The organism is Tsukamurella ocularis (genome assembly GCF_965138335.1).
Classification (GTDB): Bacteria; Actinomycetota; Actinomycetes; order Mycobacteriales; family Mycobacteriaceae; genus Tsukamurella; species Tsukamurella ocularis_A.
Window position 1 is genome coordinate 1 of sequence record NZ_CBCSDV010000011.1, and the last position, 20806, is coordinate 20806.

Genomic DNA, 20806 nt, shown 5'->3' on the forward strand with positions numbered 1-20806 from the left:
CGTAGCTCACAGAATGTAAGCGTGTAACAACAACAGAAACCAGACCGTGGTCTGGTTCGCGTCCACTATGCAATGTCTGAGACAGCACACGAGTGTGTTGTTTCGCAGTGTTACGGCGGTCATAGCGGAGGGGAAACGCCCGGCTCCATTCCGAACCCGGAAGCTAAGCCCTCCAGCGCCGATGGTACTGCACTCGCGAGGGTGTGGGAGAGTAGGACACCGCCGGACTAAAATTAGATACAGGAGAAGACCCTCGGGTCGGTGAGCAGAAATGCTCCCGGCACGGGGGTTTTCTTCGTTTCCGGAAATCGTCGCGGCACACCTCGGACCTCGCTCGAATCAGCCCGCCGCGCCGGCGGAGGGGGTGCCGAGGCGCCGCGGCACCGTCGGACCCGTACCGTAAGGTGGAGCTCGTGCGTGTTGTGATTGCCGAATGCCAGGTCGACTACGTGGGCCGGCTCACCGCCCACCTCCCGATGGCGCGGCGCCTGATCCTGGTGAAGGCCGACGGTTCCGTCAGCATCCACGCCGACGATCGCGCCTACAAGCCCCTCAACTGGATGAGCCCGCCCTGCTGGCTCGAGACCTCGCCGCCCGAGGACGACGCGAAGGACGTGCCGGAGGGGCATCAGCTCTGGATCGTCCGGAACAAGGCGGAGGAGCAGCTCCGCATCCTTATCGGCGCGGTCGAGCACGACAGCAGCCACGACCTGGGCGTCGATCCGGGCCTGGTGAAGGACGGCGTCGAGGCGCACCTGCAGGAACTCCTGGCCGAGCACACCTACACCTTCGGGGAGGGCTACACGCTGATCCGGCGCGAGTACATGACGGCCATCGGCCCCGTCGACCTGCTGTGCCGGGACGCCGACGGCGGCACGGTGGCGGTGGAGGTCAAGCGGCGCGCGGAGATCGACGGCGTGGAACAGCTGACCCGCTACCTCGAGCTCCTCAACCGGGATCCGCTGATCGCGCCCGTCACGGGCATCCTGGCGGCCCAGCAGGTCAAGCCGCAGGCCCGGACTCTCGCGGAGGATCGCGGCATCCGGTGCGTCACCGTCGATTACGACGTGCTGCGCGGCACCGAGGACACGTCCTACAAGCTCTTCTGATGGGCCGCAGGCCCGTGTCCCGCAAGCGCGCGGCCGCGCGCGACGGGCACCGTCCGCTCAGCGCCGGCGGATTCGGCACCCGGATGGAACTGGGCGACGCCGCCTACCAGGTGCGCACCGTCACCGGGACGGGCGCGGTCAAGGACTACCGGTGCCCGGGATGCCACCAGGTGATCGCCGCGGGGACGGCGCACGTGGTGGTGTGGCCGTCGGCCGAGAGCGGGGGCGTCGCCGACCGACGGCACTGGCACCGCGGGTGCTGGTCCCGGGAGGCCGGCCGGCGCGGCCGCTCCTAGCGCTTGTCGATGGTGACCTGCTCCGTGACCGCCTCGTCGGCGGCGAAGTCGTCGGCGCCCAGGACCTGCTGCGCGCGCTGCGCCGCGGTGGGGGCGTCGTCGGTGACGTGCGCCGCCTTGGGGGCCGGCGCGGCGGTGAACGGGGCGGGATCGAGCCGCTGCTCGACGACCTGCGGCTCGCCGTCGCCCGTCGCGAGCGCTTCGGGCACCAGCGAGAGCTGGCGGCGCACCGTCTCCAGCTGATCGAGGATCGACGCGCGCAGCGACTGCATGTCCTCGGTGATCCGGCGGGCGTTCGCCACCTGCGTGGCGATCCGGGTGTTGGTGTCCTCGAGCTTCTGCTCGGCGGTCGCGTTCGCGGTGTTGAGGGTCTGCTCCGCGCGCTCGTTCGCCGAATCGATGCGCTCCCGCGCCTCTTCCTTCGACGCGTCCTCGAGCTCGGTGATCGTGCGGATCGCCTTGTCCCGGCGCATGGACATCGCCATGTCGAAGTCGTTCTGGACGCGTTCGCGGTTCTGCGCCGCGGACTGGGCCAGCTTCTCCGATTCGGCCTCCGCCTCGGCCCGGATGCGCTCCGCCTCGGCGTGCGCCTCCTTCATGGTCTTCTCGTGCTCGGCCTCCATCGCCTCGCGTCGCGACGTCATGTCGGCGCGCAGGCGGTCGGCCTCGCGACGCGTGCTCTCGGCCTCCTGCCGCGCCAGGGACCGGACCTCGGCGGACTCGTTCTCGGCCGCCGCCCGGATCTCCGAGGCCTCGTCGGAGGCGAGGCGCATCATGCGGGCGATGCGATCGCTCATGCCCTCGGCGCTCGTCGGCGGGACGCTGAGGCGGTCCACCTCGCGGCGCAGGTTATCGATCTCGTCCTGCGCCTCGTCGAGGAGGTCCGTCAGTTCGCGCGCGTGCGCCGACGCCGCGTCGCGGTCGGCGGCGAGAACCCGCAGCTCGGCCTGGTACCGGTGGAACTGTTCGGTGACCTGGTCCCGGTCGTAACCACGCAGGACCACCGCGAACGGTGCGGGCGCCGGGCCGCCCGGGTTGTTGTCCGTATTCGCCATGCTCCGAATGGTACGTGGGCCGCCCGCGCACGCGGCGTCAGCAGTCGCAAATGGTCCGAATTGTGGTCCGCCCCGGTCAGGATGCGGGTTCGACCAGTTCGACCAGGATCCCGCCGGCGTCCTTGGGGTGCACGAAGTTGATCCGGGAGCCCGCGGTGCCGGCCCGCGGCGCGTCGTACAGCAGGCGCACGCCCTGCTCCTGCAGGTGCGCGGTGACCGCCGCGAGGTCCGAGACCCGGTACGCCAGCTGCTGCATGCCCGGGCCGTTGCGGTCGAGGAACTTCGCGATGGTCGACTCGGGGGTCAGCGGGGCGAGAACCTGGAGCTGCGCCGCGCTCGACGGTGCGCCGCCGGCCGCCGGCAGCGAGGCGGGGGAGAGCATGCCCTCGCGGACGCCCTGCGCCTCGTTGATCTCCTCGTGCGTGCAGACCATCCCCAGCACGCGGGCGTACCACTCGAGGGCCGCGTCGAAATCGGACACGGCGACGCCGACGTGGTCGATGCCCAGCACGAATTCGGCGGGGACCGCATGCGCGGCGGGGTGCTCGCCGTGGGCGGTGTGATCTGTTTGTCGCGATTGGCTCTCCGTCATGCCTCGAATGTAGCTTTGAGGGGAAGATCCACGCCCACGAGGAGGAACGAAGTGGCCCCGAACGCACCCGCCCAGGACGCCGGTCATGATCCGACGGTCATCGTCGCCGGCGCTCGGACGCCCTTCGGCAAGCTGCTCGGCGCGCTGAAGTCGCAGTCGGGCACCGACCTCGGCGCCGTCGCCATCCGTGGCGCGCTCGAGAAGAGCGGCGTCGACCCGCAGACGATCGACTACGTGATCATGGGCCAGGTCCTCACCGCCGGCGCCGGGCAGATGCCCGCCCGGCAGGCCGCGATCGCGGGCGGCGTCCCGTGGGACGTGCCCACGCTGACCATCAACAAGATGTGCCTGTCGGGCATCAACGCCATCGCCCTCGCCGACCAGCTGATCCGGGCCGGCGAGTACGAGGTCGTCGTCGCCGGTGGGCAGGAGTCGATGACGCAGGCGCCGCACATCCTCACCGGCAGCCGCGAGGGCCACAAGTACGGCAGCGTCGAGATGCTCGACCACACCGCCTACGACGGCCTGCACGACGTCTTCACCGATCAGCCGATGGGCGGCCTCACCGAGCAGCTCAACACCACCGATGCGGTGACCTACTCGCGCGAGGAGCAGGACGCCTTCGCCGCCGACTCGCACCGCAAGGCGGCCGAGGCCTGGGCCGCGGGCAAGTTCGCCGACGAGGTCGTCCCCGTCGAGATCCCGCAGCGCCGGGGCGAGCCGATCCGCGTCACCGAGGACGAGGGCGTCCGTGGCGACACGACCGCCGAATCCCTCGCCAAGCTGCGCCCGGCCTTCGCCAAGGACGGCAGCATCACCGCCGGTAACGCCTCCCAGCTCACCGACGGCGCCGTCGCGGTCATCGTGATGCGCAAGAGCAAGGCCCAGGAGCTGGGTCTCGACTACCTCGCCGAGATCGGCGCCCACGGCGTCGTCGCCGGCCCCGACTCCTCGCTGCAGCACCAGCCGTCCAACGCCATCAAGAAGGCGTGCGACAAGCAGGGCATCACGCCGGCCGACCTCGACCTCCTCGAGATCAACGAGGCCTTCGCGGCCGTCGGCCTCGCGTCCACCGCCGACCTCGGTGTCGACGCCGACAAGGTCAACGTCGACGGTGGCGCCATCGCCATCGGCCACCCGCTCGGCGCGTCCGGCGCCCGCATCGTCCTGCACCTCGCGCTCGAGCTCGCCCGCCGCGGCGGCGGCACCGGTGCCGCCGGCCTGTGCGGCGCCGGCGGCCAGGGCGACGCGCTCATCATCACCGTCCCCGGGAAGTAGAGAAGCACCACCGATGAACGAATCCCTCGCGTCCAAGATCATCACCGCCTTCAAGGTGGTCGCCTTCGCGGAGGCGCTCACCTGGGTCTGGCTCCTGATCGGCATGTACGGCAAGTGGGTCGGCGGGAACGAAGAGGCCGTCGCCAAGCCGGGCATGACCCACGGCATCGTGTTCATGGTGCTGGTCGTGCTGACGCTCGCCGCCGCGTACGCCCGCAAGTGGGACATCAAGACCCTGGCGCTCGGCCTGCTCGCCACCGTCCTGCCCTTCTGCTCCGTGGTCTTCGAGGTGTGGGCGCAGCGCGCCGGCAAGCTCGACGCGCCCGCCGCCCCGGCGGCGGCCGCGAAGGCCGAGCCGGCCGACGCGATCGGCGGTTAGGACGCCGTGACGCCCCGCCTGCCGGTACGTTGACTCGCTGACGGAAGCTGTGGAGAGGTGGGGCACATGGTGGACATCCTGGGTGGGCTGCCCGGCGGGAAGGCTCTCGAGGCGTCGGTGAACCGCCTGGCGGCGACGGCGCGCAACGGCTTCGAGGTGCTCACGCAGGGCGGTCTCGAGACGGGGGCGAAGCCCTCGCAGTTCGCGGTCGTCGAGCGGTCCCCGATGTACCGGCTCCGGCGGTACTTCGCGGACCGGGCGCCGGCGCCCGCCGTCGACGACCGTCCGGTGATCCTGCTGGTGCCGCCGATGATGGTCGACGCCAACGTCTTCGACGTCACGGAGAACAACGGCGCCGTCTCGGTGCTGCACCGCGCGGGCCTCGACCCGTGGGTCATCGACTTCGGCGCCCCCGACCGCGAGGAGGGCGGCCTCGAGCGCAACCTCGCCGACCACGTCGTCGCCATCTCCAGGGCCATCGAGCAGGTGGCCGCGTTCCGCGGCCGCGACGTGCACATCGGCGGCTATTCGCAGGGCGGCATGTTCTGCTACCAGGTGGCCGCGTACCGGCAGTCGCGGTCCATCGCGAGCCTGGTGACCTTCGGCAGCCCCGTGGACATCTCGGCGGGCCTGCCTCTCGGCGCCCCGCCCGCGCTGGTGAACAAGGGCGCCGAGTTCGTCGCCGACCACGTCTTCAACCGCTTCTACCTGCCCAGCTGGATGGTGCAGCGCGGTTTCGAGATGCTCAATCCGGTGAAGGCGGTCCGCTCGCGGCTCGACTTCGTGCGGCAGCTGCACGACCGCGACGCCCTGCTCCCTCGGGAGGACCAGCGCCGGTTCCTCGAGGCCGACGGCTGGGTCGCGTACGCCGGGCCCGCGGTCGCCGACCTGCTCAAGCAGTTCGTCGTGCACAACCGGATGCTCACGGGTGGGTTCGCGATCGACGGCGACGCCGTCTCGCTGGCCTCGATCACCAGCCCTGTGCTGGCCTTCGTCGGCCTCTCCGACCAGATCGGCCGGCCCAGCGCGGTCCGCGGCATCCTGCAGGCCGCTCCCAAGGCGAAGGTCTACGAGGCGCAGGTCTCGGCCGGCCACTTCGGCCTCGTCGTCGGCAGCTCGGCCGGCGCGGTCACCTATCCGACGGTGACGCAGTGGATCAACTGGCAGGAGGGCCGCGGCCCGCAGCCCGAGAACGTCGCCGTGATGCAGCCCGACGACGGGCGCGACGTCGGCGTCAACCCGCTCGTCGCCGGGCTGGGCGGCATCGCCACCGTCGGGTTCGTCGCGGCGCGCGACGTGCTCGACGCGGCGTCGGGTGCCGCGGCGGGCGCCTCCGCCGTGGCGCGCGAGGTCACCCGCGGCCTGCCCAAGCTGGCCCGACTCGGCCAGCTCCAGGCGCACACCCAGGTCTCGCTCGGCAAGCTGCTCGCCGAACAGGCCGCGGCCGATCCGCACGGCGAACTCTTCCTCTACGAGGACCGCGTGCACACCAAGCACGCCGTGAACGAGCGCATCGACCGCGTCGTCAGCGGCCTGATCCAGGTCGGGGTGCGCCAGGGCGAGCACGTGGGCGTCCTCATGCACACCCGTCCGTCGGCGCTCGTCGCGATGGCCGCGCTGTCGCGGCTCGGCGCCGTGGCGGTGCTGCTTCCTCCGGGCACCGACTACGCCGCCGCGCTGCGGCTGGGGGAGGCCACCGCGGTGGTCACCGACCCCGAGCACGCGCGGGACGCCGCGGCCGTCGCGGAGCGGGTCTTCGTGGTCGGCGGCGGCGACCGTCGCGACCGGCCGGGTGCCGCCCGGCAGGACCTCGGGGCGGAGCTGGTCGACCTGGAGCAGGTCGATCCGGACAACGTGCGCATCCCGCGGTGGTACCGGCCCGACGCCGGGCTGGGCCGCGATCTGGCCTTCGTCATGTTCTCCGAGGTCGGCGGCCGGTTGCGGGCCAAGCGGGTCACGAACGGCCGGTGGGCACTCTCCGCCTTCGGCACCGCCTCGGCGGCGCGGCTCTCGCAGAGCGACACCGTCTACTGCCTCACGCCCCTCAGCCACAGCTCGGGCCTCATGACCAGCCTCGGCGGCGCGCTCGCCGGCGGCTCACGCATCGCCCTCACCCGCGACTTCGACCCGGAGCGGTTCATGGTCGAGGTGCAGCGCTACGGGGTCACGGTGGTCTGCTACACGTGGAACCTCATGCGGGCGGTGCTCGACACCCCCGGACTGGAGATCCCGCGCTACCACCCGGTGCGCGCCTTCATCGGCTCCGGCATGTCGGCGGAGCTCTCCCGCCGCGTCGGCGAGACCTTCGACGCGCAGGTGATCGAGTTCTACGCGTCCACCGAGGGTGAGATCGTGCTCGCCAAGGTGCGGGGCGGCAAACCGGGCGCGAAGGGCAGGCGTCTCCCGGGCAGCGCCGATGTGGCCCTCGTCGACTACTACTTCGACTCGGGCCGCTTCGTCGAGGACGGCGACGGCTTCCTCCAGGCGGTCGGCGACGGCGAGGTGGGCGTGCTCATCGGGCGCGCCGATCCCGACGTCACCCATCGGGACGTGCTGCTGCGGGGCGTCTTCCGGCCGGGCGACGCCTGGTTCTCGACGGGGCACCTCTTCCGCCGCGACGAGGACGGCGACTACTGGCTGGTCGACGACGTCCGCACCGTCGCCGTCACCGAGCGCGGCCCCGTCTACTCCATCCCGATCACGGACGTCCTGGAGCAACTCGGGCAGGTCGAGCAGGCCGTCGTGTACCAGGTGCCGGGCGACGGGGCCGACGACGCCCCCCGCGTCGTCGCCGCGGTCACCGTCCGGTCCGACGCGGAACTGAGCGCCGACGAGATCAGCGACGCCTTCGCCGGCCGGCACGGCCAGTACCCCGACGCGGTGCACATCGTCGACGAGGTGCCGCTCACCAGCTGGTACCGACCGCGGCGGGCCGCGCTCGCCGCCGCCGGGATGCCCGAACCGGGCCCGACCTCCTGGCGGTTCGACCCGGACCAGCAGCGCTACCACTGATCCGGGGCGGGTGATCGCCCCGGGCGGCCACCGGACGGGGCGTGCCAAGATGGAGGGGTGACTACACCTCGAGGCGCATCCAGGCAGGATCAGGAACGGGCGTTGCGCACCGCCGCAGCCATGGCGGGAGCGGTCGACCTCTCGGGCCTCAAGGCCCGCGCGGAGGCGAAGGCCGCGCAGCAGTCCCGGCCGGCACCGTCGGGCGGGGGCGGGGAGGCCGGCGGCGCACCCGGGCCCGGCGTGGTCGACGTGACGGACCAGAGTTTTCCGGCGGAGGTCATCGACCGCTCCGCGAACCAGCTGGTCGTGGTGCTGCTCGCCGCGTCGTACAGCGAACAGTCGCAGGCGATGTCCGCGGTCCTGGAGAAGCTCGCGGCGGACGACGCCGGCCGGTGGACCCTCGCCCGCGCGGACGTCGACGGCGCGCCGGGCGTCGCGCAGGCCTTCGGGGCGCAGTCCGTTCCCATGGTGGTCGCCGTCGCGGGGGGCCGTGCGGTGACGGCGTTCGCCGGCGCGCAGCCGGAGCCGGCGGCCCGCCAGTGGCTCGACGACGTCCTCGCCCAGCTCCCGCCCGAGTTCGGAGGCGGCGGGGCGACGGCGGGCGAGGCCCCGTCGGACCCGCGGCGGGAGGCCGCCGAGCAGCTCGCGGCGGACGGGGACTACGACGGCGCGCGCGCGGCCTACGAGGCGATCCTGCACGCGAATCCGGGCGACGCCGAGGCGGCAGCGGCGGTCAAGCAGATGGCCTTCTTCGCCCGCGCCACCCGCGGCGAGCCGGGGGCGATCGCGCGGGCCGATGCGGCGGCCGGGGCGACGGGTGAGGAGAGGGTCGCGCTGGCACTCGCCGCCGCCGACGAGGAACTCCTCACCGGCTCGCCGAAGGGCGCCTTCGACCGGCTGATCGCCGGTATCCGCGTCACGGCGGGCGACGACCGCTCGGCGCTGCGCACCCGGCTGCTGGAGCTCTTCGAACTCTTCGATCCGGCGGATCCCGTGGTCCTCGCGGCGCGGCGCGACCTGGCGGGCGCGCTGTTCTGACGGCCGGGTTCCCCGAGGCAGCAGGTTTGCGATACTTACTCCGTGTCTGACGACGGTGTGTCCCGGCGCGCGTTGCTCGCGGGTCTCGGTGGCCTGACGCTCGCGGGCGCGCTCGCGGCGTGCGATGACGACACCGGCCGCGGCGACGCCGCACGGGGTGACCTGCGGGCGTGGTTCCACCAGTACGGCGAGCGCGGCGCCACGGAGGCGCTCGCCCGGTACGCGTCCGACTACCCGGGGGGCGGCGTGCGGGTCAGCAGCTTCCCGGGCGAGTACGACCAGAAGCTCTCCTCGGCGCTGGTGAGCGGCGACGGGCCCGATGTCTTCGAGTTCCCCAACGGCCCCACGATCGACATGATCGCCGCCGGCCAGGTCGCCGATCTCACCGACCTCCTGGGCGATGCGCGCTCCGACTTCACCCCCGCGCTGCTCGACCGGATGACCCTGGACGGCCGGGTGTACGGCATCCCGCAGGTCACCGACATGCAGTTGCTGGTCTACCGGAAGTCCCTCCTCGCCCAAGCCGGTGTGGTGCCGCCCCGCACGCTCGACGAACTGGTGTCGGGCGCGCGGGAGCTGAACCGCGGCACGGTCAAGGGGCTCTTCCTCGGCAACAGCGGCGGAGTCGACGTCCTCGGCGGCGTCCTGCTGTGGTCGTCCGGTCACGACTACCTGACGCCCGACCGCAGGCCGGGCTTCGTCGACGAGGAGGTCGCGGCCGGCCTGGCAACCATGCGCGGGCTCTTCACCTCGGGGGATCTGCTGCTCGGGGAGCCCCAGGACTGGCCGGATCCCGGTGCCTTCATCGCGGGACGGACGGCGATGCAGTGGACGGGCCTGTGGGCGCTGCCCGCGATCCGGGCGGCGCTCGGCGACGACGTCGGCGTGCGGCCCTTCCCGGCCATCGGCACGAACGGCGGTACGAGCGTGCCGTTCGGTGCGTACGGAGCCGCGGTCAACGCGCACGGCGACGTCGAGCGGGCCAAGCGGTTCGTGCGGTGGTTGTGGGTCGAACGCACCGACCTGCAGCTCGACTGGGCGCAGACCTACGGTCTGCACGTCCCGTCGCGGCGCTCGCTGGTGCCGCAGGCCACGCAACTGGCGACCGGCCTGTTCAACGAGGCCGCCGACCTGGTGAACACCGTGGGGCATCCGCAGACCCCGTTGCTCTGGACCTCGCGCAGCGCCGCCGCCTACCGCGACGCGCTCGACCGGGTGATCCGCGGCGGTGCCGACCCGATGGCCGAGCTGCGCGGGGTCGCGTCGGTGGTCGAGCAGGAACTCGAGCGGTTCCCGCGCTGAGGACGGGGCCGAGCACGATGCCGTTCGCGACGGGTCCCGCGTCGGGACCTGGAACGCGTTCCTCCGGCCGAGCGTGAGCGAGCGGCTCCGCCGCCGGTCGTCGATGGTCGTGAGCCGCGTTGCGGCGCCATCGGCGACCGTGCCCGCGATCGGCGCGGCCGCGACGGTATCGATAGCCCCGCCGGTGGCGTTGTACCTGGTAGCGGATCGATGGATCGTCCTCGTCGGGCAACGGACGGCGGCTCCGGCGGGCCGTGCATGACCTGCGTCACGGCCACGGGAGCGCCGCCGACCGGGACACGCCGAGAGCGCTGATAGGCGGATTCGCTGGATCTATCGGATGCATCGGCCTAGTCTGAACCGGTTCTGTTCGGCCCTCCGCCGGCCGGGCGAGAGGAGACGATGATGTCGGTCACCGAACATCGCGGTGTGAGCGTCCAGTCGGCGTTGGCCATCGCGGGCGCACGCCTGTTGCTCAAGCCCTTGATCGCGCTGTACCCGGTGCGCGCCTGGTCGTTCGCTCCGCTCGCGATGGGTGAGAGCCTGGCGAACCTGATCGGGTGGATGCCGAACGATGTCGAGGTGGAGCGGATCGAGCTCGCCGGCGTGCCCGTGGAGCGGCTCGTGCCCACCGCGGGCGATCTTCGGCCCGACGTCGCGATCTGCTACTACCACGGCGGGGCCTTCCTCGCCGGCGGGCCGAGTACGCATCGCCGCGTCGCCGCCGCCCTGGCGCGTGCGCTGGGCGTCACCGTCTTCAACGTCGACTACCGCCAGCTGCCGGCCGTGGGTGTGGGCACGTCCGTCGACGACGGGTACCGCGTGTACCGGGCCGTCGCGGATTCCGGGCGCTATGCCCAGGTCGCCGTGGGCGGCGATTCCGCGGGCGGCTACATCTCGGCCAAGGTGGTCGAGCTGGCCTATCTCGACGCGGCGCACACCCCGGCCGCCTATTTCGGCTTCTCGCCGCTGCTCACGCCCACCGTCACCGACGACGACCCGAGGCACGACATCGACGACGCCTACCTCACCGCGGGCAAGCTCGCCGGGCTCCGCGACTTCTTCGACCGCGGCCCCGTCGCCGCCCGCGGCCACGACGACGCCACCGAGATCGAGCCGTCGGCGTTCCCGCCCGCGCTCGTCATCGCCTGTACCGACGAGATGCTGCGCGTCGACGCCGAGCGCCTGCACGCCCGCCTCGACCGCGCGGGCAGGCCGTGCGAGCTGCACCTCTACCAGGGCGGCGTGCACGCCTTCCCCGTACTCGCGGGCGCGACGCCCGAGAGCGAGCAGGCCGTCCAGATCACCACGCTGTTCCTCGAGGCGGCGTTCGACGCCCGCCTGCAGTACCGCGCCGCCTGACCGCGCCGCTACAGCGGGCAGCATAGGCTGGGCCCATGCTGCTGCCGCACACCATCACGCCCGTCCCGCCCGGCTCCGACGGTGAGCCGGCCGTCACCGTCGGCGGCCGCACGCTGACCCGGACCGAGCTGATCGGCGCCTCCACGGCCGTCGCCGAGCGGCTGAACGGACTCGGCGTGCGCGGCCCGGTCGCGGTGTGGGCCGAGCCCACGCTCGCCACCGTGATCGCCATCGTCGGCGGGCTCCGGGCGGGCGTCCCCGTCGTCCCCGTCCCGCCCGACTCGGGCACCGCCGAGATCGCGCACGTGCTCACGGATTCCGGCGCGCAGGCGTGGCTCGGTGCCACGCCGGAGGACCCGCACGGCCTGCCCGCGGTCCCGGTCCGCGAGCACGCCCGGGGCTGGCACGCGCTGCCCGAGCCGCCCGCCGCCGCGACGGCGCTCCTCATGTACACCTCGGGCACGACGGGCGCGCCGAAGGGCGTGCCGATCCGCCGCGCCGCCATCGCCGCCTGCATCGACGGCCTCGCCGATGCGTGGGCCTGGACCGCGAGCGACACTCTCGTGCACGGTCTCCCGCTGTTCCACGTTCACGGCCTGATCCTCGGCGTCCTCGGTCCGCTGCGCATCGGCAGCCCACTGGTGCACACCGGGAAGCCGACCCCTGAGGCCTACGCGGCCGCGGGCGGAACGATGTACTTCGGGGTGCCCACCGTGTGGTCGCGCGTCGCGCGCGACCCGGAATCCGCAGCGGCGCTGCGCGGGGCCCGCGTCCTGATCTCCGGCAGCGCGCCGCTGCCCGCGCCCGTCTTCGAGCGGATCCGCGAGCTCACCGGTCACGAGATCGTGGAGCGCTACGGCATGACGGAGACCCTGATCACCGTGAGCGCCCGCGTCGACGGTGAGCGCCGCCCGGGCTGGGTCGGCGTGCCCATCACGGGCGTGGAGTCACGGATCATCGCGGAATCGGGCGAGGATGCGCCGCACGACGGCGAATCCATCGGCGCCCTCCAGATCCGCGGCCCGATGGTCGGCACGCAGTACCTGGGCCGCCCGGAGGCCACCGCCGAATCGTGGATCGGCGACGGCTGGTTCGACACGGGCGATGTCGCGGTGATCGACCCGTCCGGCTTCCACCGCATCGTCGGCCGGGCGTCCACCGACCTGATCAAGACCGGCGGCTTCCGCGTCGGCGCGGGCGAGATCGAGGCGGCGCTGCTGGGGCACGCCGACGTCCGCGAGGCCGCCGTGGTCGGCCTGCCCGACGACGACCTCGGGCAGCGCCTCGTCGCCTTCCTGGTCGCCGACGGTCCGCGCGACGACGCGGCCGCGGCCGCGATCGTCGAATTCGTCGGGGAGACGTTGTCGAAGCACAAGCGTCCGAGGGAGATCCGCTTCGTCGACGACCTCCCGCGCAATCCGATGGGCAAGGTGCAGAAGAAGCTGCTCCTGGGCTGATCGCCGCCGCGACGACCGTCGTGCACCGCTGTCCTCAGTGCGACAGCACGAAATCGTGCAGGTGCCGGGTGGCCGGGGCGAGGGTGGCGGTCGCGCGGGCGAGGGCCACGGCGCGGCGGTGCTCGCCCGCCAGCGGCACCTCCACCACGCCCGACGGTGCGCGGTCGTCGTGCGGAAGCAGGGCGACGCCGAGCCCGCGGGCGATCAGCTCGCGGATCGTCGCGAACTCGGTGACCTCGACGGCGATCTCCGGCGTGAAACCGGCCGCGGCGCACCAGCGCTCGGTGGTGCCGCGCAGGTGGTAGTCGGGCGGGTTGGCGATGAAGGTCTCGGACCGCAACCGGGCCAGCCGGATCCGCTGGGCCCCGGCCAGGGCGTGCGTGCGGGGGAGGACGGCGAGGATCTCCTGGGATCCGATCACGGTGTGCGGCAGGCGCTCCGGCGGCGGGATGGTGACGGCGAGGTCCAGCGCCCCCGTCCCGAGGTCGCGGACCAGTTCCGAGCCGTGCCCCTGTTTGAGGGTCACGGTGATGCCCGGGTATGCCCGGCGGAACGCGGAGAGCAGGTCCGGGAGGTGGCCCGAGCCCATGGTGAGCGGGAAGCCGAACCGGACGGTGCCGTGCTCGCCGTCGCCCGTGCCGACCACCGCGTCGATGGCGAGGGCCAGTTCGTGGAGCGGCTCCCGGATCCGCACCGCGAGCGCCTCGCCGGCCGGAGTGAGCCGGACCGTGCGGCCGGAGTGCACGAGGAGGGGCGTCCGCAGATCGGTCTCGAGGGCGTGGATCCGTCGGCTCATGGAGGACTGGGGCACCCCGAGGGCGGCGGCGGCCCGCGTCATGTGGCCGTCGTGCGCCGCCAGCTCGGCGAGTGCCTGCAGCTGCGGGGCGAGCAGGCTCATCCATTGATCCATATGCGGATCATATCGCCGCATTACTTCATTGGACGGATGGTTGGTGTGCGACCGATGCTGGACCGGTACGCACAGTTCTCCAGGAGGTTCCGATGGTCACGCACTCCACCCAGGGATTCGATGCCGACGTCGTCCTGATCGGCGGCGGCATCATGTCCGCGACGCTCGGCGCGATGCTCGCCCAGGAGCGGCCGGACTGGCGGATCCTCCTGCTGGAGCGCGCCGACGCGCTCGCCACCGAGAGCAGCGGGCCGTGGAACAACGCAGGCACCGGCCACAGCGGCTTCTGCGAACTCAATTACATGCCCGACCCCACCGACGGCAGCAAGCCGCTGTCGATGGTCGAGCAGTTCGGGCGCACCCGAGCCTGGTGGGACGGGCTCGTCGCGGACGGCCTGCTCGACGACGGATTCCGGCACGCGGTCCCGCATCTCGACGTGGTCTTCGGCGAGCGCGACATGGCCTACCTGCGGCAGCGCTACGAGACCCTGCGCGCGCACCCGGAGTTCGCGGCGATGGAGTACACGGAGAACCCGGAGACCATCCGGTCGTGGGCGCCGCTGGTGATGGAGGGGCGCGGACCCGATTCCCTGTGGGGCCGCATGGCCGCCACGCGCCATCCCGACGGCACCGACGTCGACTTCGGCGCGCTCACCCGCGGCCTCACGGCGATCATCACGGACGCCGGCGGCGAGGTGCGCCTCGGCCACGAGGTGACGCGGCTGCGCCGCACTCTCGCGGGGTGGACGGTGCGCGGCCGGGGACCCGAGGGACGCTTCGCCCTTCGCAGCCGGCGCGTCTTCGTGGGCGCCGGCGGCAAGGCCCTGCGCCTGCTGCAGAGCGCCCGCCTGCCCGAGGTGCGCGGCTACGCCGTGCTCCCCGTCGGCGCCGCCTTCCTCCGCTGCTCGGACCCCGACGTCGCCCGCCGCCTCGACGGGAAGGTGTACGGACAGGCGGAGATCGGCGCGCCGCCCATGTCGGTGCCGCACCTGGACCGGCGCTACGTCGACGGTGCCGACCACCTCCTGTTCGGCCCGTACGCGACGTTCAGCACGAAGCTGCTCAAGCGGGGCCGGCTCACGGACTTCTTCACCACGCTCCGGCCCGGCAACCTGCACGTGGTCGCCGCCGCCGCGCTGCAGAACCTGGGCCTGGTGCGGTACCTCATCGGGCAGCTGACGGCGAGCAGGCGGGCGAGGTTCGCGCAGTTGCAGCGGTTCTACCCGGCCGCCGATCCGGCGCAGTGGGAGCTCGTCGCCGCGGGACAGCGCGCCCAGCTGGTGACCCCGGACCGCCGCCGCATCGGCGTGCTGCAGCAGGGCACCGAGCTCGTGACCGGTGCGGACGGCACGATCGCGGGCCTGCTCGGCGCCTCGCCCGGCGCCAGTACCGCGGTGCCGATCATGCAGGATCTGCTCGTCCGGTGGGGGATCAGCGCGCCTGTGGGACTGCACAACAACTCCGAGAAGTCGCCCGTCGCGCACTGAGGTGTGCTTTCCTCCTCTCGGGCGATACGCCCGAATCCGGTTCCGTGCCTAAGGAGGCCCGCTATGAATCGCTCCCTCGTCATCGCCTCGGCGGTGGTCTTCGCGTCGATCGGACTCACCGCCTGTGGCGGCGGGTCGGGCAAGGGCTCGGACACCGCGGCCACGAACACCGCGGCCACGAACACCGCGTCCGCGAGCACCGACGCCAAGACCGTCGTCAAGGTGGACGGCAAAGACCTGACCGGCGTCGACCTGAGCAACGTGGGCTGCACCAAGCAGGGCGACCGCTTCGCGGTCGGCGCGGGCGGCGCCTCCGGCGGCGTCGGCGCGACGATCAAGGACGGCAACCCGCCCACCGTCGAGACCGTCGGGATCACCGTGGACGGCACCGCCCTCGCGGTCGGTCCGGGCGTGGGCAAGGCGACCGTGAAGGTCGACGGCGACCGCTACACCATCACCGGTACGGCGACCGGCGCCAGCGTGTCGAACCCGATGGCGGGCATGGTCTCGAAGGACTTCGAGATCGACGTCACCTGTAAGTAGCGCGCGCCCGGGCCACGGCGTCGGCCGGGTCCCCGCGCCACGGCTCGCCGTGGCCGGGGGCCAGCTGGTCGGCGTCCAGCGCGGCGATCGCGTCGAGCGTCGCGAGCGTGCGGGGCACGTCGTGGCTGAAGAAGCCCGGCAGCAGCTGCGGCCCCGTCGTCCCCGCGAGCGGGTGGCCGGTCACGAGCGCATCGCCGGTCGCGACGACGCCGCCCGGCAGCAGGTAGGCGGTGTGGCCCGAGGTGTGGCCCGCGCAGAGCACGGGCACCGGGGCGCCGGGCAGATCCAGCGCGGCGCCGTCCGCGGGCACCGGGAACGCCTCGGCGTAGGGCATCTCCACGTGCCCCAGGACGCCGACGCGGGCGACGTCCGCCATCCAGCGCCAGGTGCGGGGCCGCCACGCGATCGGGAGCATCTGCGCGGGCGCGACCTGTTCGTGCGTCTCGCCGCGCGCGTGCGCCAGCTCGTCGGGGTGCGCGAGCACGGGCGTGCCGTACCGCTCGTGCAACTGCGCGATGCCGCCCACGTGGTCGATGTGCGCGTGGGTCACCAGGATCGCCCGCACGTCCTGCGGGCGGCGGCCGATCGACGCCAGCTGCGCCTCGACGCGGTCGACGTCGCCGGTCCATCCCGCGTCGATGAGGGTGACGTCGGCACCGTCGACCAGGGCGAGGAAGTTGACGTGCGTGCCGGCGCCGAACCAGACGCCGGGCGCGAGCTCGCGCATCACTGCCCGTCGAAAGTGAGCCAGAGGGCGGAGTTGGGGCCGAGCACGACCTCCGCGGAGGCTTCGCGGCCGTGCCAGGACCGCGCCTCCGCGGTCACGCCGCCCATGTTGCCGGCGCCCGTGCCCTCGTAGTCCGCGGAGTCCGTGTTGAGGATCTCGCGCCAGGAGCCCGCGAAGGGCACGCCCACGCGGTAGCGCTCGTGCGTCTGCCCGGAGAAGTTGTACAGGCACAGCACCACGGAACCGTCGCTGCCCCAGCGCAGGAAGCTGAGCACGTTGTTCTGCGAGTCGTTCGCATCCACCCACTCGTAGCCCGACGGGGTGGTGTCCTGGCTCCACAGCGCGGGATGCGCGCGGTACGCGGCGTTGAGATCCCGCGTCAGCGCTTGGATCCCGGCGTGCAGCTCGCCCTCCCAGCCGTCGAGGCTGTCCCAGTCGAGCGAACGCTCCTCGGACCACTCCCGGACCTGCCCGAACTCCTGGCCCATGAACAGCAGCTGCTTGCCGGGATGGCCCCACATGTACGCCAGGAGCGCGCGCACCCCCGACGCCTTGGTGTGCGCATCGCCCGGCATCCGCGTCCAGAGCGTGCCCTTGCCGTGCACCACCTCGTCGTGGCTGATCGGGAGCACGAAGTTCTCGCTCCACGCGTACATCAGCGAGAAGGTGACCTCGTGGTGGTGGAAGTTGCGGTGCACCTGGTCGCGCCCCAGATAGCCCAGGGTGTCGTGCATCCAGCCCATGTTCCACTTCATGGTGAAACCGAGGCCGCCCAGATTCGTCGGGCGGGTCACGCCCGGCCAGCTCGTCGACTCCTCGGCCACCGTCACGACCCCGGGGAAGAGCTTGTGCACGGTGGCGTTCATCTCCTGCAGGAACTCGACCGCCTCCAGGTTCTCCCGGCCGCCGTAGACGTTCGGGGTCCAGCCGCCCTCGGGGCGCGAGTAGTCGAGGTAGAGCATCGACGCGACGGCGTCCACGCGCAGGCCGTCGACGTGGAACTCGTCGAACCAGTACAGGGCGTTGGCCACCAGGAAGTTCCGCACCTCACGGCGCCCGAAGTCGAAGACGTACGTGCCCCAGTCCAGCTGCTCGCCGCGCTGCGGGTCGCCGTGCTCGTACAGCGCCTTGCCGTCGAACCGCGCGAGGGCCCAGGCGTCCTTGGGGAAGTGGGCGGGCACCCAGTCCACGATGATGCCGATCCCGCGCGCGTGCAGTACGTCCACGAACTCGCGGAACTCGTCCGGGGTGCCGAACCGTGAGGTGGGCGCGTAGTACGAGGTGACCTGGTAGCCCCAGGATCCGCCGAAGGGGTGCTCCGCGACCGGCATCAGCTCGACGTGCGTGAAGCCCGTCTCGGTGACGTAGTCGGCGAGCTCGCGCGCGAGGTCGAGGTAGCTCAGGCCCTGCCGCCACGAGCCCAGGTGCACCTCGTAGGTGCTCATCGGCCGGTCCGTGGGGATCTGCTTGGCCCGCTCGGCGATCCACGCGGCGTCGCGCCACTCGTGGACGCTGTGCGTGACGATCGACGCCGTGGCGGGGGGCACCTCGGTGCGCCGCGCCATCGGGTCGGCCTTCTCGACGGTGCCGCCGCCCTCGGTGAAGATCCGGAACTTGTAGGCCGCGCCGTCGCCGACGCCGGGGACGAAGACCTCCCAGACGCCCGACGAGCCGAGTGTGCGCATCGGGTAGGACTCGCCGGACCAGTACTCGAAGTCGCCGATCACGGTGACGCCGCGGGCGTTCGGCGCCCACACCGCGAACGAGGTGCCCGATACCTCGCCGTCGGGGGTGGTGTAGCTGCGCAGGTGCGCGCCGAGCACGTCCCACAGCCGCTCGTGCCGGCCCTCCGCGATCAGGTGCTGGTCGAGCTCGCCGATCGTCGGCAGGAAGCGGTAGCCGTCGGCCACGACGGTGCTGCCCGCGGGGTAGAGCACCTCGTACCGGTAGTCGGCGAGGTCGGTGATCGGCACCTCCGTGCCCCACAGCGCGCCCTGCAGCTGCGCCAGCGGGTAGCTCTCGCCACCGATCACGGCGGCGACGGCGGTGGCGCCGGGCTTGAGCGCGCGCAGCACGGTGCCGCGCGGCGTCGGGTGCGCGCCCAGGATCGCATGCGGATCGTGGTGGGTGCCGGAGAGCAGGCGGGCGGCGGTATCGGGATCGACGGCCGCAGCCGCGGCGGGGTTCTCGGTCATTGCATGGGGCCTTCCTCAGCAGGTGTGCAGGGCCGTTGCGCCGCTAGGGCTCCCGGTAGGACAGTTCCCGGCGCTGCTGCGGGTCGAGGTGCGGGAGGGCGAGGATGTGGGCCACGTTGCGCCAGGGCTCCAGCCGGACGAAGTTCGCCTGGCCCCAGTGGTACACCTCGCCGGAGACCTCGTCGCGCACGGGGAAGCGCTCGTGCCAGTCCCGGCCCAGCGCCGGCAGGTCCAGCCAGACGTTGCCCGCCTCGGCCGCGAACGGGTTGAGGTTCACCACCACCAGGACCAGATCGCCGGTGGTCGCGTCGTGCTTGCTGTAGGCGATCAGGGCGTCGTTGTCGACGGCGTGGAAGTGCAGGTTCCGCAGTTGCTGCAGGGCCGGGTGGCGGCGGCGGATCTCGTTGAGCCGCGTGATCCACGGCTCCAGCGATTCGCCGCGGCTCTGCGCGGACTTGTAATCGCGCGGGCGCAGCTCGTACTTCTCGGAATCGAGGTACTCCTCGCTGCCCTCACGGAGCGGGACGTGCTCGTAGAGCTCGTAGCCCGAGTACATGCCCCAGCTGGGGGACAGGGTGCCCGCGAGCGCGGCCCGGATCGCGAACATGCCCGGCCCGCCGTGCTGCAGGCTCTCGTGCAGGATGTCGGGCGTGTTCACCCACAGGTTCGGCCGGCACACGTCGGCCTGCGCCGCGTGCTCCCGCGCGAACTCCTCGAGCTCCCACTTGGCGGTGCGCCACGTGAAGTACGTGTAGCTCTGGGTGAACCCGGCCTTGGCGAGTCCGTACATGCGCGCCGGGCGGGTGAAGGCCTCGGCGAGGAACAGGACGTTCGGGTTGACCTTCTTGACCTCGGCGATCAACCAGTACCAGAAGTCCGGCGGCTTGGTGTGCGGGTTGTCCACCCGGAAGATCTCGACGCCGCGCTGCACCCAGAACAGCGTGACCCGCAACAGCTCCCGGTAGATGCCCACCCGGTCCTCGTCGAAGTTGATCGGATAGATGTCCTGGTACTTCTTCGGCGGGTTCTCCGCGTAGGCGATGGTCCCGTCGGGCAGCACGGTGAACCATTCCGGATGCTCCCTCGCCCAGGGGTGATCCGGCGCGGCCTGGAAGGCGAGGTCGAGCGCGACCTCCATGCCCAGGTCGCGGGTGCGCTGCACGAAGTAGTCGAAATCGTCCAGCGTCCCGAGCGCGGGATGCACCGCGTCGTGCCCGCCCTCGTCGGAGCCGATCGCCCACGGGACGCCGACGTCGTGCTCGTCGGGGGTGAGGGTGTTGTTGCGGCCCTTGCGGTTCACCTTCCCGATGGGGTGGATCGGCGGGAGGTAGACGATGTCGAAGCCCATCTCCGCGATCCGCGGCAGCTCCTCGGCGGCGGTGTGGAAGGTGCCGTGGACGGGCCGGCCCTCGGCGTCCCAGCCGCCGGTGGAGCGCGGGAAGAGTTCGTACCACGAGCCGAACAGCGCGCGGGTGCGATCGACCCAGATCCGGTAGGTGCGCGACTTGGTGATCAGCTCCCGCACGGGGTACTGCTGCAGCAGCCGGGTGATATCGGGATGCAGTGCGGCGCCGGTCCGTTCGACGAGGCTGCGGTCACCGTCGCGGAGCGCGGCGGCCGCGGCGAGGACGGGGCCCCGGTCACCGTCGGGCACCCCGGCCGCGGCGCGCTCGAGCAGGCGCGCCCCGAGTTCGAGGTCGTTCGCCAGCTCCGCGGGGCCCTGGCCGGCGGCGAGCTTCTTCTGCACCGCGCTGCGCCACGTGGTGGCGGGATCCGACCACCCCTCGATCCGGAGCGACCAGTAGCCCGTGAGATCGGGGCGGAACACCGCGTGGAAGCGGTCCGGTTCGGCCGCGGGCGACATGCGGATGTAGGTGGAGGCGCCGTCCGGCCCCGTCACCACGACCGACGCCGCGACGGCGTCGTGGCCCTCGCGCCAGACGGTCGCGGACACCGGCACCACCTCGCCGACGACCGCCTTGCCCGGGTACTGCCCGCCCGACACCACGGGTTCGATGTCGTCGATGCCGATGCGCCCTGTCACCGGGTCAACGGTAGTCGAAG

Annotated in this window: 17 protein-coding genes and 1 rRNA gene; 12 read left to right on the top strand and 6 right to left on the bottom strand. The window is 72.2% G+C overall.

Annotated features, from left to right (window positions below; all coding sequences use genetic code 11):
• Window positions 1-111: 111 nt before the first annotated feature.
• The 3 genes from rrf to ACNAYW_RS11670 all read left to right on the top strand — a co-directional run bounded on the left by rrf (window position 112) and on the right by ACNAYW_RS11670 (window position 1405).
• Window positions 112-228, top strand: a 5S ribosomal RNA gene (gene rrf, locus ACNAYW_RS11660).
• A 185-nt stretch (window positions 229-413) separates the two neighbouring features.
• A complete protein-coding gene (nucS, locus tag ACNAYW_RS11665; RefSeq protein ID WP_415849864.1) occupies window positions 414-1109 on the top strand; it encodes an endonuclease NucS in 696 nt (231 codons plus the stop codon).
• On the top strand, window positions 1109-1405 hold the full coding sequence (locus tag ACNAYW_RS11670; RefSeq protein WP_415849865.1) for a hypothetical protein: 297 nt from the start codon (window positions 1109-1111) through the stop codon (window positions 1403-1405). The genes nucS and ACNAYW_RS11670 overlap by 1 nt, the downstream gene beginning before the upstream one ends.
• On the opposite strand, the gene ACNAYW_RS11675 is transcribed toward ACNAYW_RS11670, so the two are convergent.
• Both ACNAYW_RS11675 and mce read right to left on the bottom strand, forming a co-directional pair.
• Window positions 1402-2460: a coiled-coil domain-containing protein gene (locus ACNAYW_RS11675; RefSeq protein ID WP_415849866.1), complete on the bottom strand. Its 1059-nt coding sequence runs from the start codon at window positions 2458-2460 to the stop codon at window positions 1402-1404. The genes ACNAYW_RS11670 and ACNAYW_RS11675 overlap by 4 nt on opposite strands.
• Before the next feature lie 76 nt (window positions 2461-2536).
• The gene (gene mce, locus ACNAYW_RS11680) at window positions 2537-3052 is read right to left on the bottom strand and encodes a methylmalonyl-CoA epimerase (protein WP_415849867.1); all 516 of its coding nucleotides are present in this window, start codon (window positions 3050-3052) and stop codon (window positions 2537-2539) included.
• A 51-nt stretch (window positions 3053-3103) separates the two neighbouring features.
• Here mce and ACNAYW_RS11685 point away from each other — a divergent pair, with 51 nt between their 5' ends.
• From ACNAYW_RS11685 to ACNAYW_RS11715, 7 genes are all read left to right on the top strand, one after another.
• A complete protein-coding gene (locus tag ACNAYW_RS11685) occupies window positions 3104-4330 on the top strand; it encodes an acetyl-CoA C-acetyltransferase (protein WP_415849868.1) in 1227 nt (408 codons plus the stop codon).
• A gap of 13 nt (window positions 4331-4343) precedes the next feature.
• Window positions 4344-4709, top strand: a complete 366-nt coding sequence (locus ACNAYW_RS11690; RefSeq protein WP_415849869.1) for a DUF3817 domain-containing protein — start codon at window positions 4344-4346, stop codon at window positions 4707-4709.
• 66 nt (window positions 4710-4775) lie between these two features.
• A complete protein-coding gene (locus tag ACNAYW_RS11695) occupies window positions 4776-7721 on the top strand; it encodes an alpha/beta fold hydrolase (RefSeq protein ID WP_415849870.1) in 2946 nt (981 codons plus the stop codon).
• A 102-nt stretch (window positions 7722-7823) separates the two neighbouring features.
• Complete coding sequence (locus ACNAYW_RS11700) at window positions 7824-8759, top strand: tetratricopeptide repeat protein (protein WP_415849871.1); 936 nt, start codon at window positions 7824-7826, stop codon at window positions 8757-8759.
• A 42-nt stretch (window positions 8760-8801) separates the two neighbouring features.
• Window positions 8802-10061, top strand: coding sequence for an ABC transporter substrate-binding protein (locus tag ACNAYW_RS11705; RefSeq protein ID WP_415849872.1), 1260 nt, complete (start codon window positions 8802-8804; stop codon window positions 10059-10061).
• A 429-nt stretch (window positions 10062-10490) separates the two neighbouring features.
• Complete coding sequence (locus tag ACNAYW_RS11710; protein WP_415849873.1) at window positions 10491-11423, top strand: alpha/beta hydrolase; 933 nt, start codon at window positions 10491-10493, stop codon at window positions 11421-11423.
• Between the two features lie 38 nt (window positions 11424-11461).
• The gene (locus ACNAYW_RS11715) at window positions 11462-12880 is read left to right on the top strand and encodes an acyl-CoA synthetase (RefSeq protein WP_415850007.1); all 1419 of its coding nucleotides are present in this window, start codon (window positions 11462-11464) and stop codon (window positions 12878-12880) included.
• A 34-nt stretch (window positions 12881-12914) separates the two neighbouring features.
• Here ACNAYW_RS11715 and ACNAYW_RS11720 read toward each other — a convergent pair whose 3' ends face one another.
• Window positions 12915-13790 (bottom strand): LysR family transcriptional regulator, encoded by an 876-nt coding sequence (locus ACNAYW_RS11720; RefSeq protein WP_415849874.1) that lies wholly within the window; start codon window positions 13788-13790, stop codon window positions 12915-12917.
• Window positions 13791-13882: 92 nt separating this feature from the next.
• Between ACNAYW_RS11720 and ACNAYW_RS11725 the strand changes: the two genes are divergently transcribed.
• Together ACNAYW_RS11725 and ACNAYW_RS11730 are read left to right on the top strand one after the other, a co-directional pair.
• On the top strand, window positions 13883-15277 hold the full coding sequence (locus ACNAYW_RS11725; RefSeq protein ID WP_415849875.1) for a malate:quinone oxidoreductase: 1395 nt from the start codon (window positions 13883-13885) through the stop codon (window positions 15275-15277).
• Window positions 15278-15340: 63 nt separating this feature from the next.
• Window positions 15341-15820, top strand: a complete 480-nt coding sequence (locus ACNAYW_RS11730; protein WP_415849876.1) for a lipoprotein LpqH — start codon at window positions 15341-15343, stop codon at window positions 15818-15820.
• Here the strand turns inward: ACNAYW_RS11730 and ACNAYW_RS11735 are convergent.
• Genes ACNAYW_RS11735 through ACNAYW_RS11745 form a run of 3 tightly spaced genes read right to left on the bottom strand, consistent with a single transcriptional unit; the run spans window position 15807 to window position 20786 of the window.
• Entirely contained in the window at window positions 15807-16547 is a 741-nt protein-coding gene (locus tag ACNAYW_RS11735; RefSeq protein ID WP_415849877.1) for an MBL fold metallo-hydrolase, read from the bottom strand. The two genes, ACNAYW_RS11730 and ACNAYW_RS11735, sit on opposite strands and share 14 nt — an antisense overlap.
• Entirely contained in the window at window positions 16547-18742 is a 2196-nt protein-coding gene (gene glgB / locus ACNAYW_RS11740) for a 1,4-alpha-glucan branching protein GlgB (protein ID WP_415849878.1), read from the bottom strand. The genes ACNAYW_RS11735 and glgB overlap by 1 nt, the downstream gene beginning before the upstream one ends.
• Before the next feature lie 43 nt (window positions 18743-18785).
• Entirely contained in the window at window positions 18786-20786 is a 2001-nt protein-coding gene (locus ACNAYW_RS11745; RefSeq protein WP_415849879.1) for an alpha-1,4-glucan--maltose-1-phosphate maltosyltransferase, read from the bottom strand.
• Window positions 20787-20806 lie beyond the last annotated feature (20 nt).

What these genes read in the sequence shown, in the direction of transcription:
- ACNAYW_RS11670 (WP_415849865.1), top strand. Translation starts at nt 1,109, where the DNA reads ATGGGCCGCAGGCCCGTGTCCCGCAAGCGCGCGGCCGCGCGCGACGGG.
- ACNAYW_RS11730 (WP_415849876.1), top strand. Translation starts at nt 15,341, where the DNA reads ATGAATCGCTCCCTCGTCATCGCCTCGGCGGTGGTCTTCGCGTCGATC.
- ACNAYW_RS11690 (WP_415849869.1), top strand. Translation starts at nt 4,344, where the DNA reads ATGAACGAATCCCTCGCGTCCAAGATCATCACCGCCTTCAAGGTGGTC.
- ACNAYW_RS11720 (WP_415849874.1), bottom strand. Translation starts at nt 13,790, where the DNA reads ATGGATCAATGGATGAGCCTGCTCGCCCCGCAGCTGCAGGCACTCGCC.
- glgB (WP_415849878.1), bottom strand. Translation starts at nt 18,742, where the DNA reads ATGACCGAGAACCCCGCCGCGGCTGCGGCCGTCGATCCCGATACCGCC.
- ACNAYW_RS11695 (WP_415849870.1), top strand. Translation starts at nt 4,776, where the DNA reads ATGGTGGACATCCTGGGTGGGCTGCCCGGCGGGAAGGCTCTCGAGGCG.
- ACNAYW_RS11735 (WP_415849877.1), bottom strand. Translation starts at nt 16,547, where the DNA reads ATGCGCGAGCTCGCGCCCGGCGTCTGGTTCGGCGCCGGCACGCACGTC.
- mce (WP_415849867.1), bottom strand. Translation starts at nt 3,052, where the DNA reads ATGACGGAGAGCCAATCGCGACAAACAGATCACACCGCCCACGGCGAG.
- ACNAYW_RS11725 (WP_415849875.1), top strand. Translation starts at nt 13,883, where the DNA reads ATGGTCACGCACTCCACCCAGGGATTCGATGCCGACGTCGTCCTGATC.
- ACNAYW_RS11675 (WP_415849866.1), bottom strand. Translation starts at nt 2,460, where the DNA reads ATGGCGAATACGGACAACAACCCGGGCGGCCCGGCGCCCGCACCGTTC.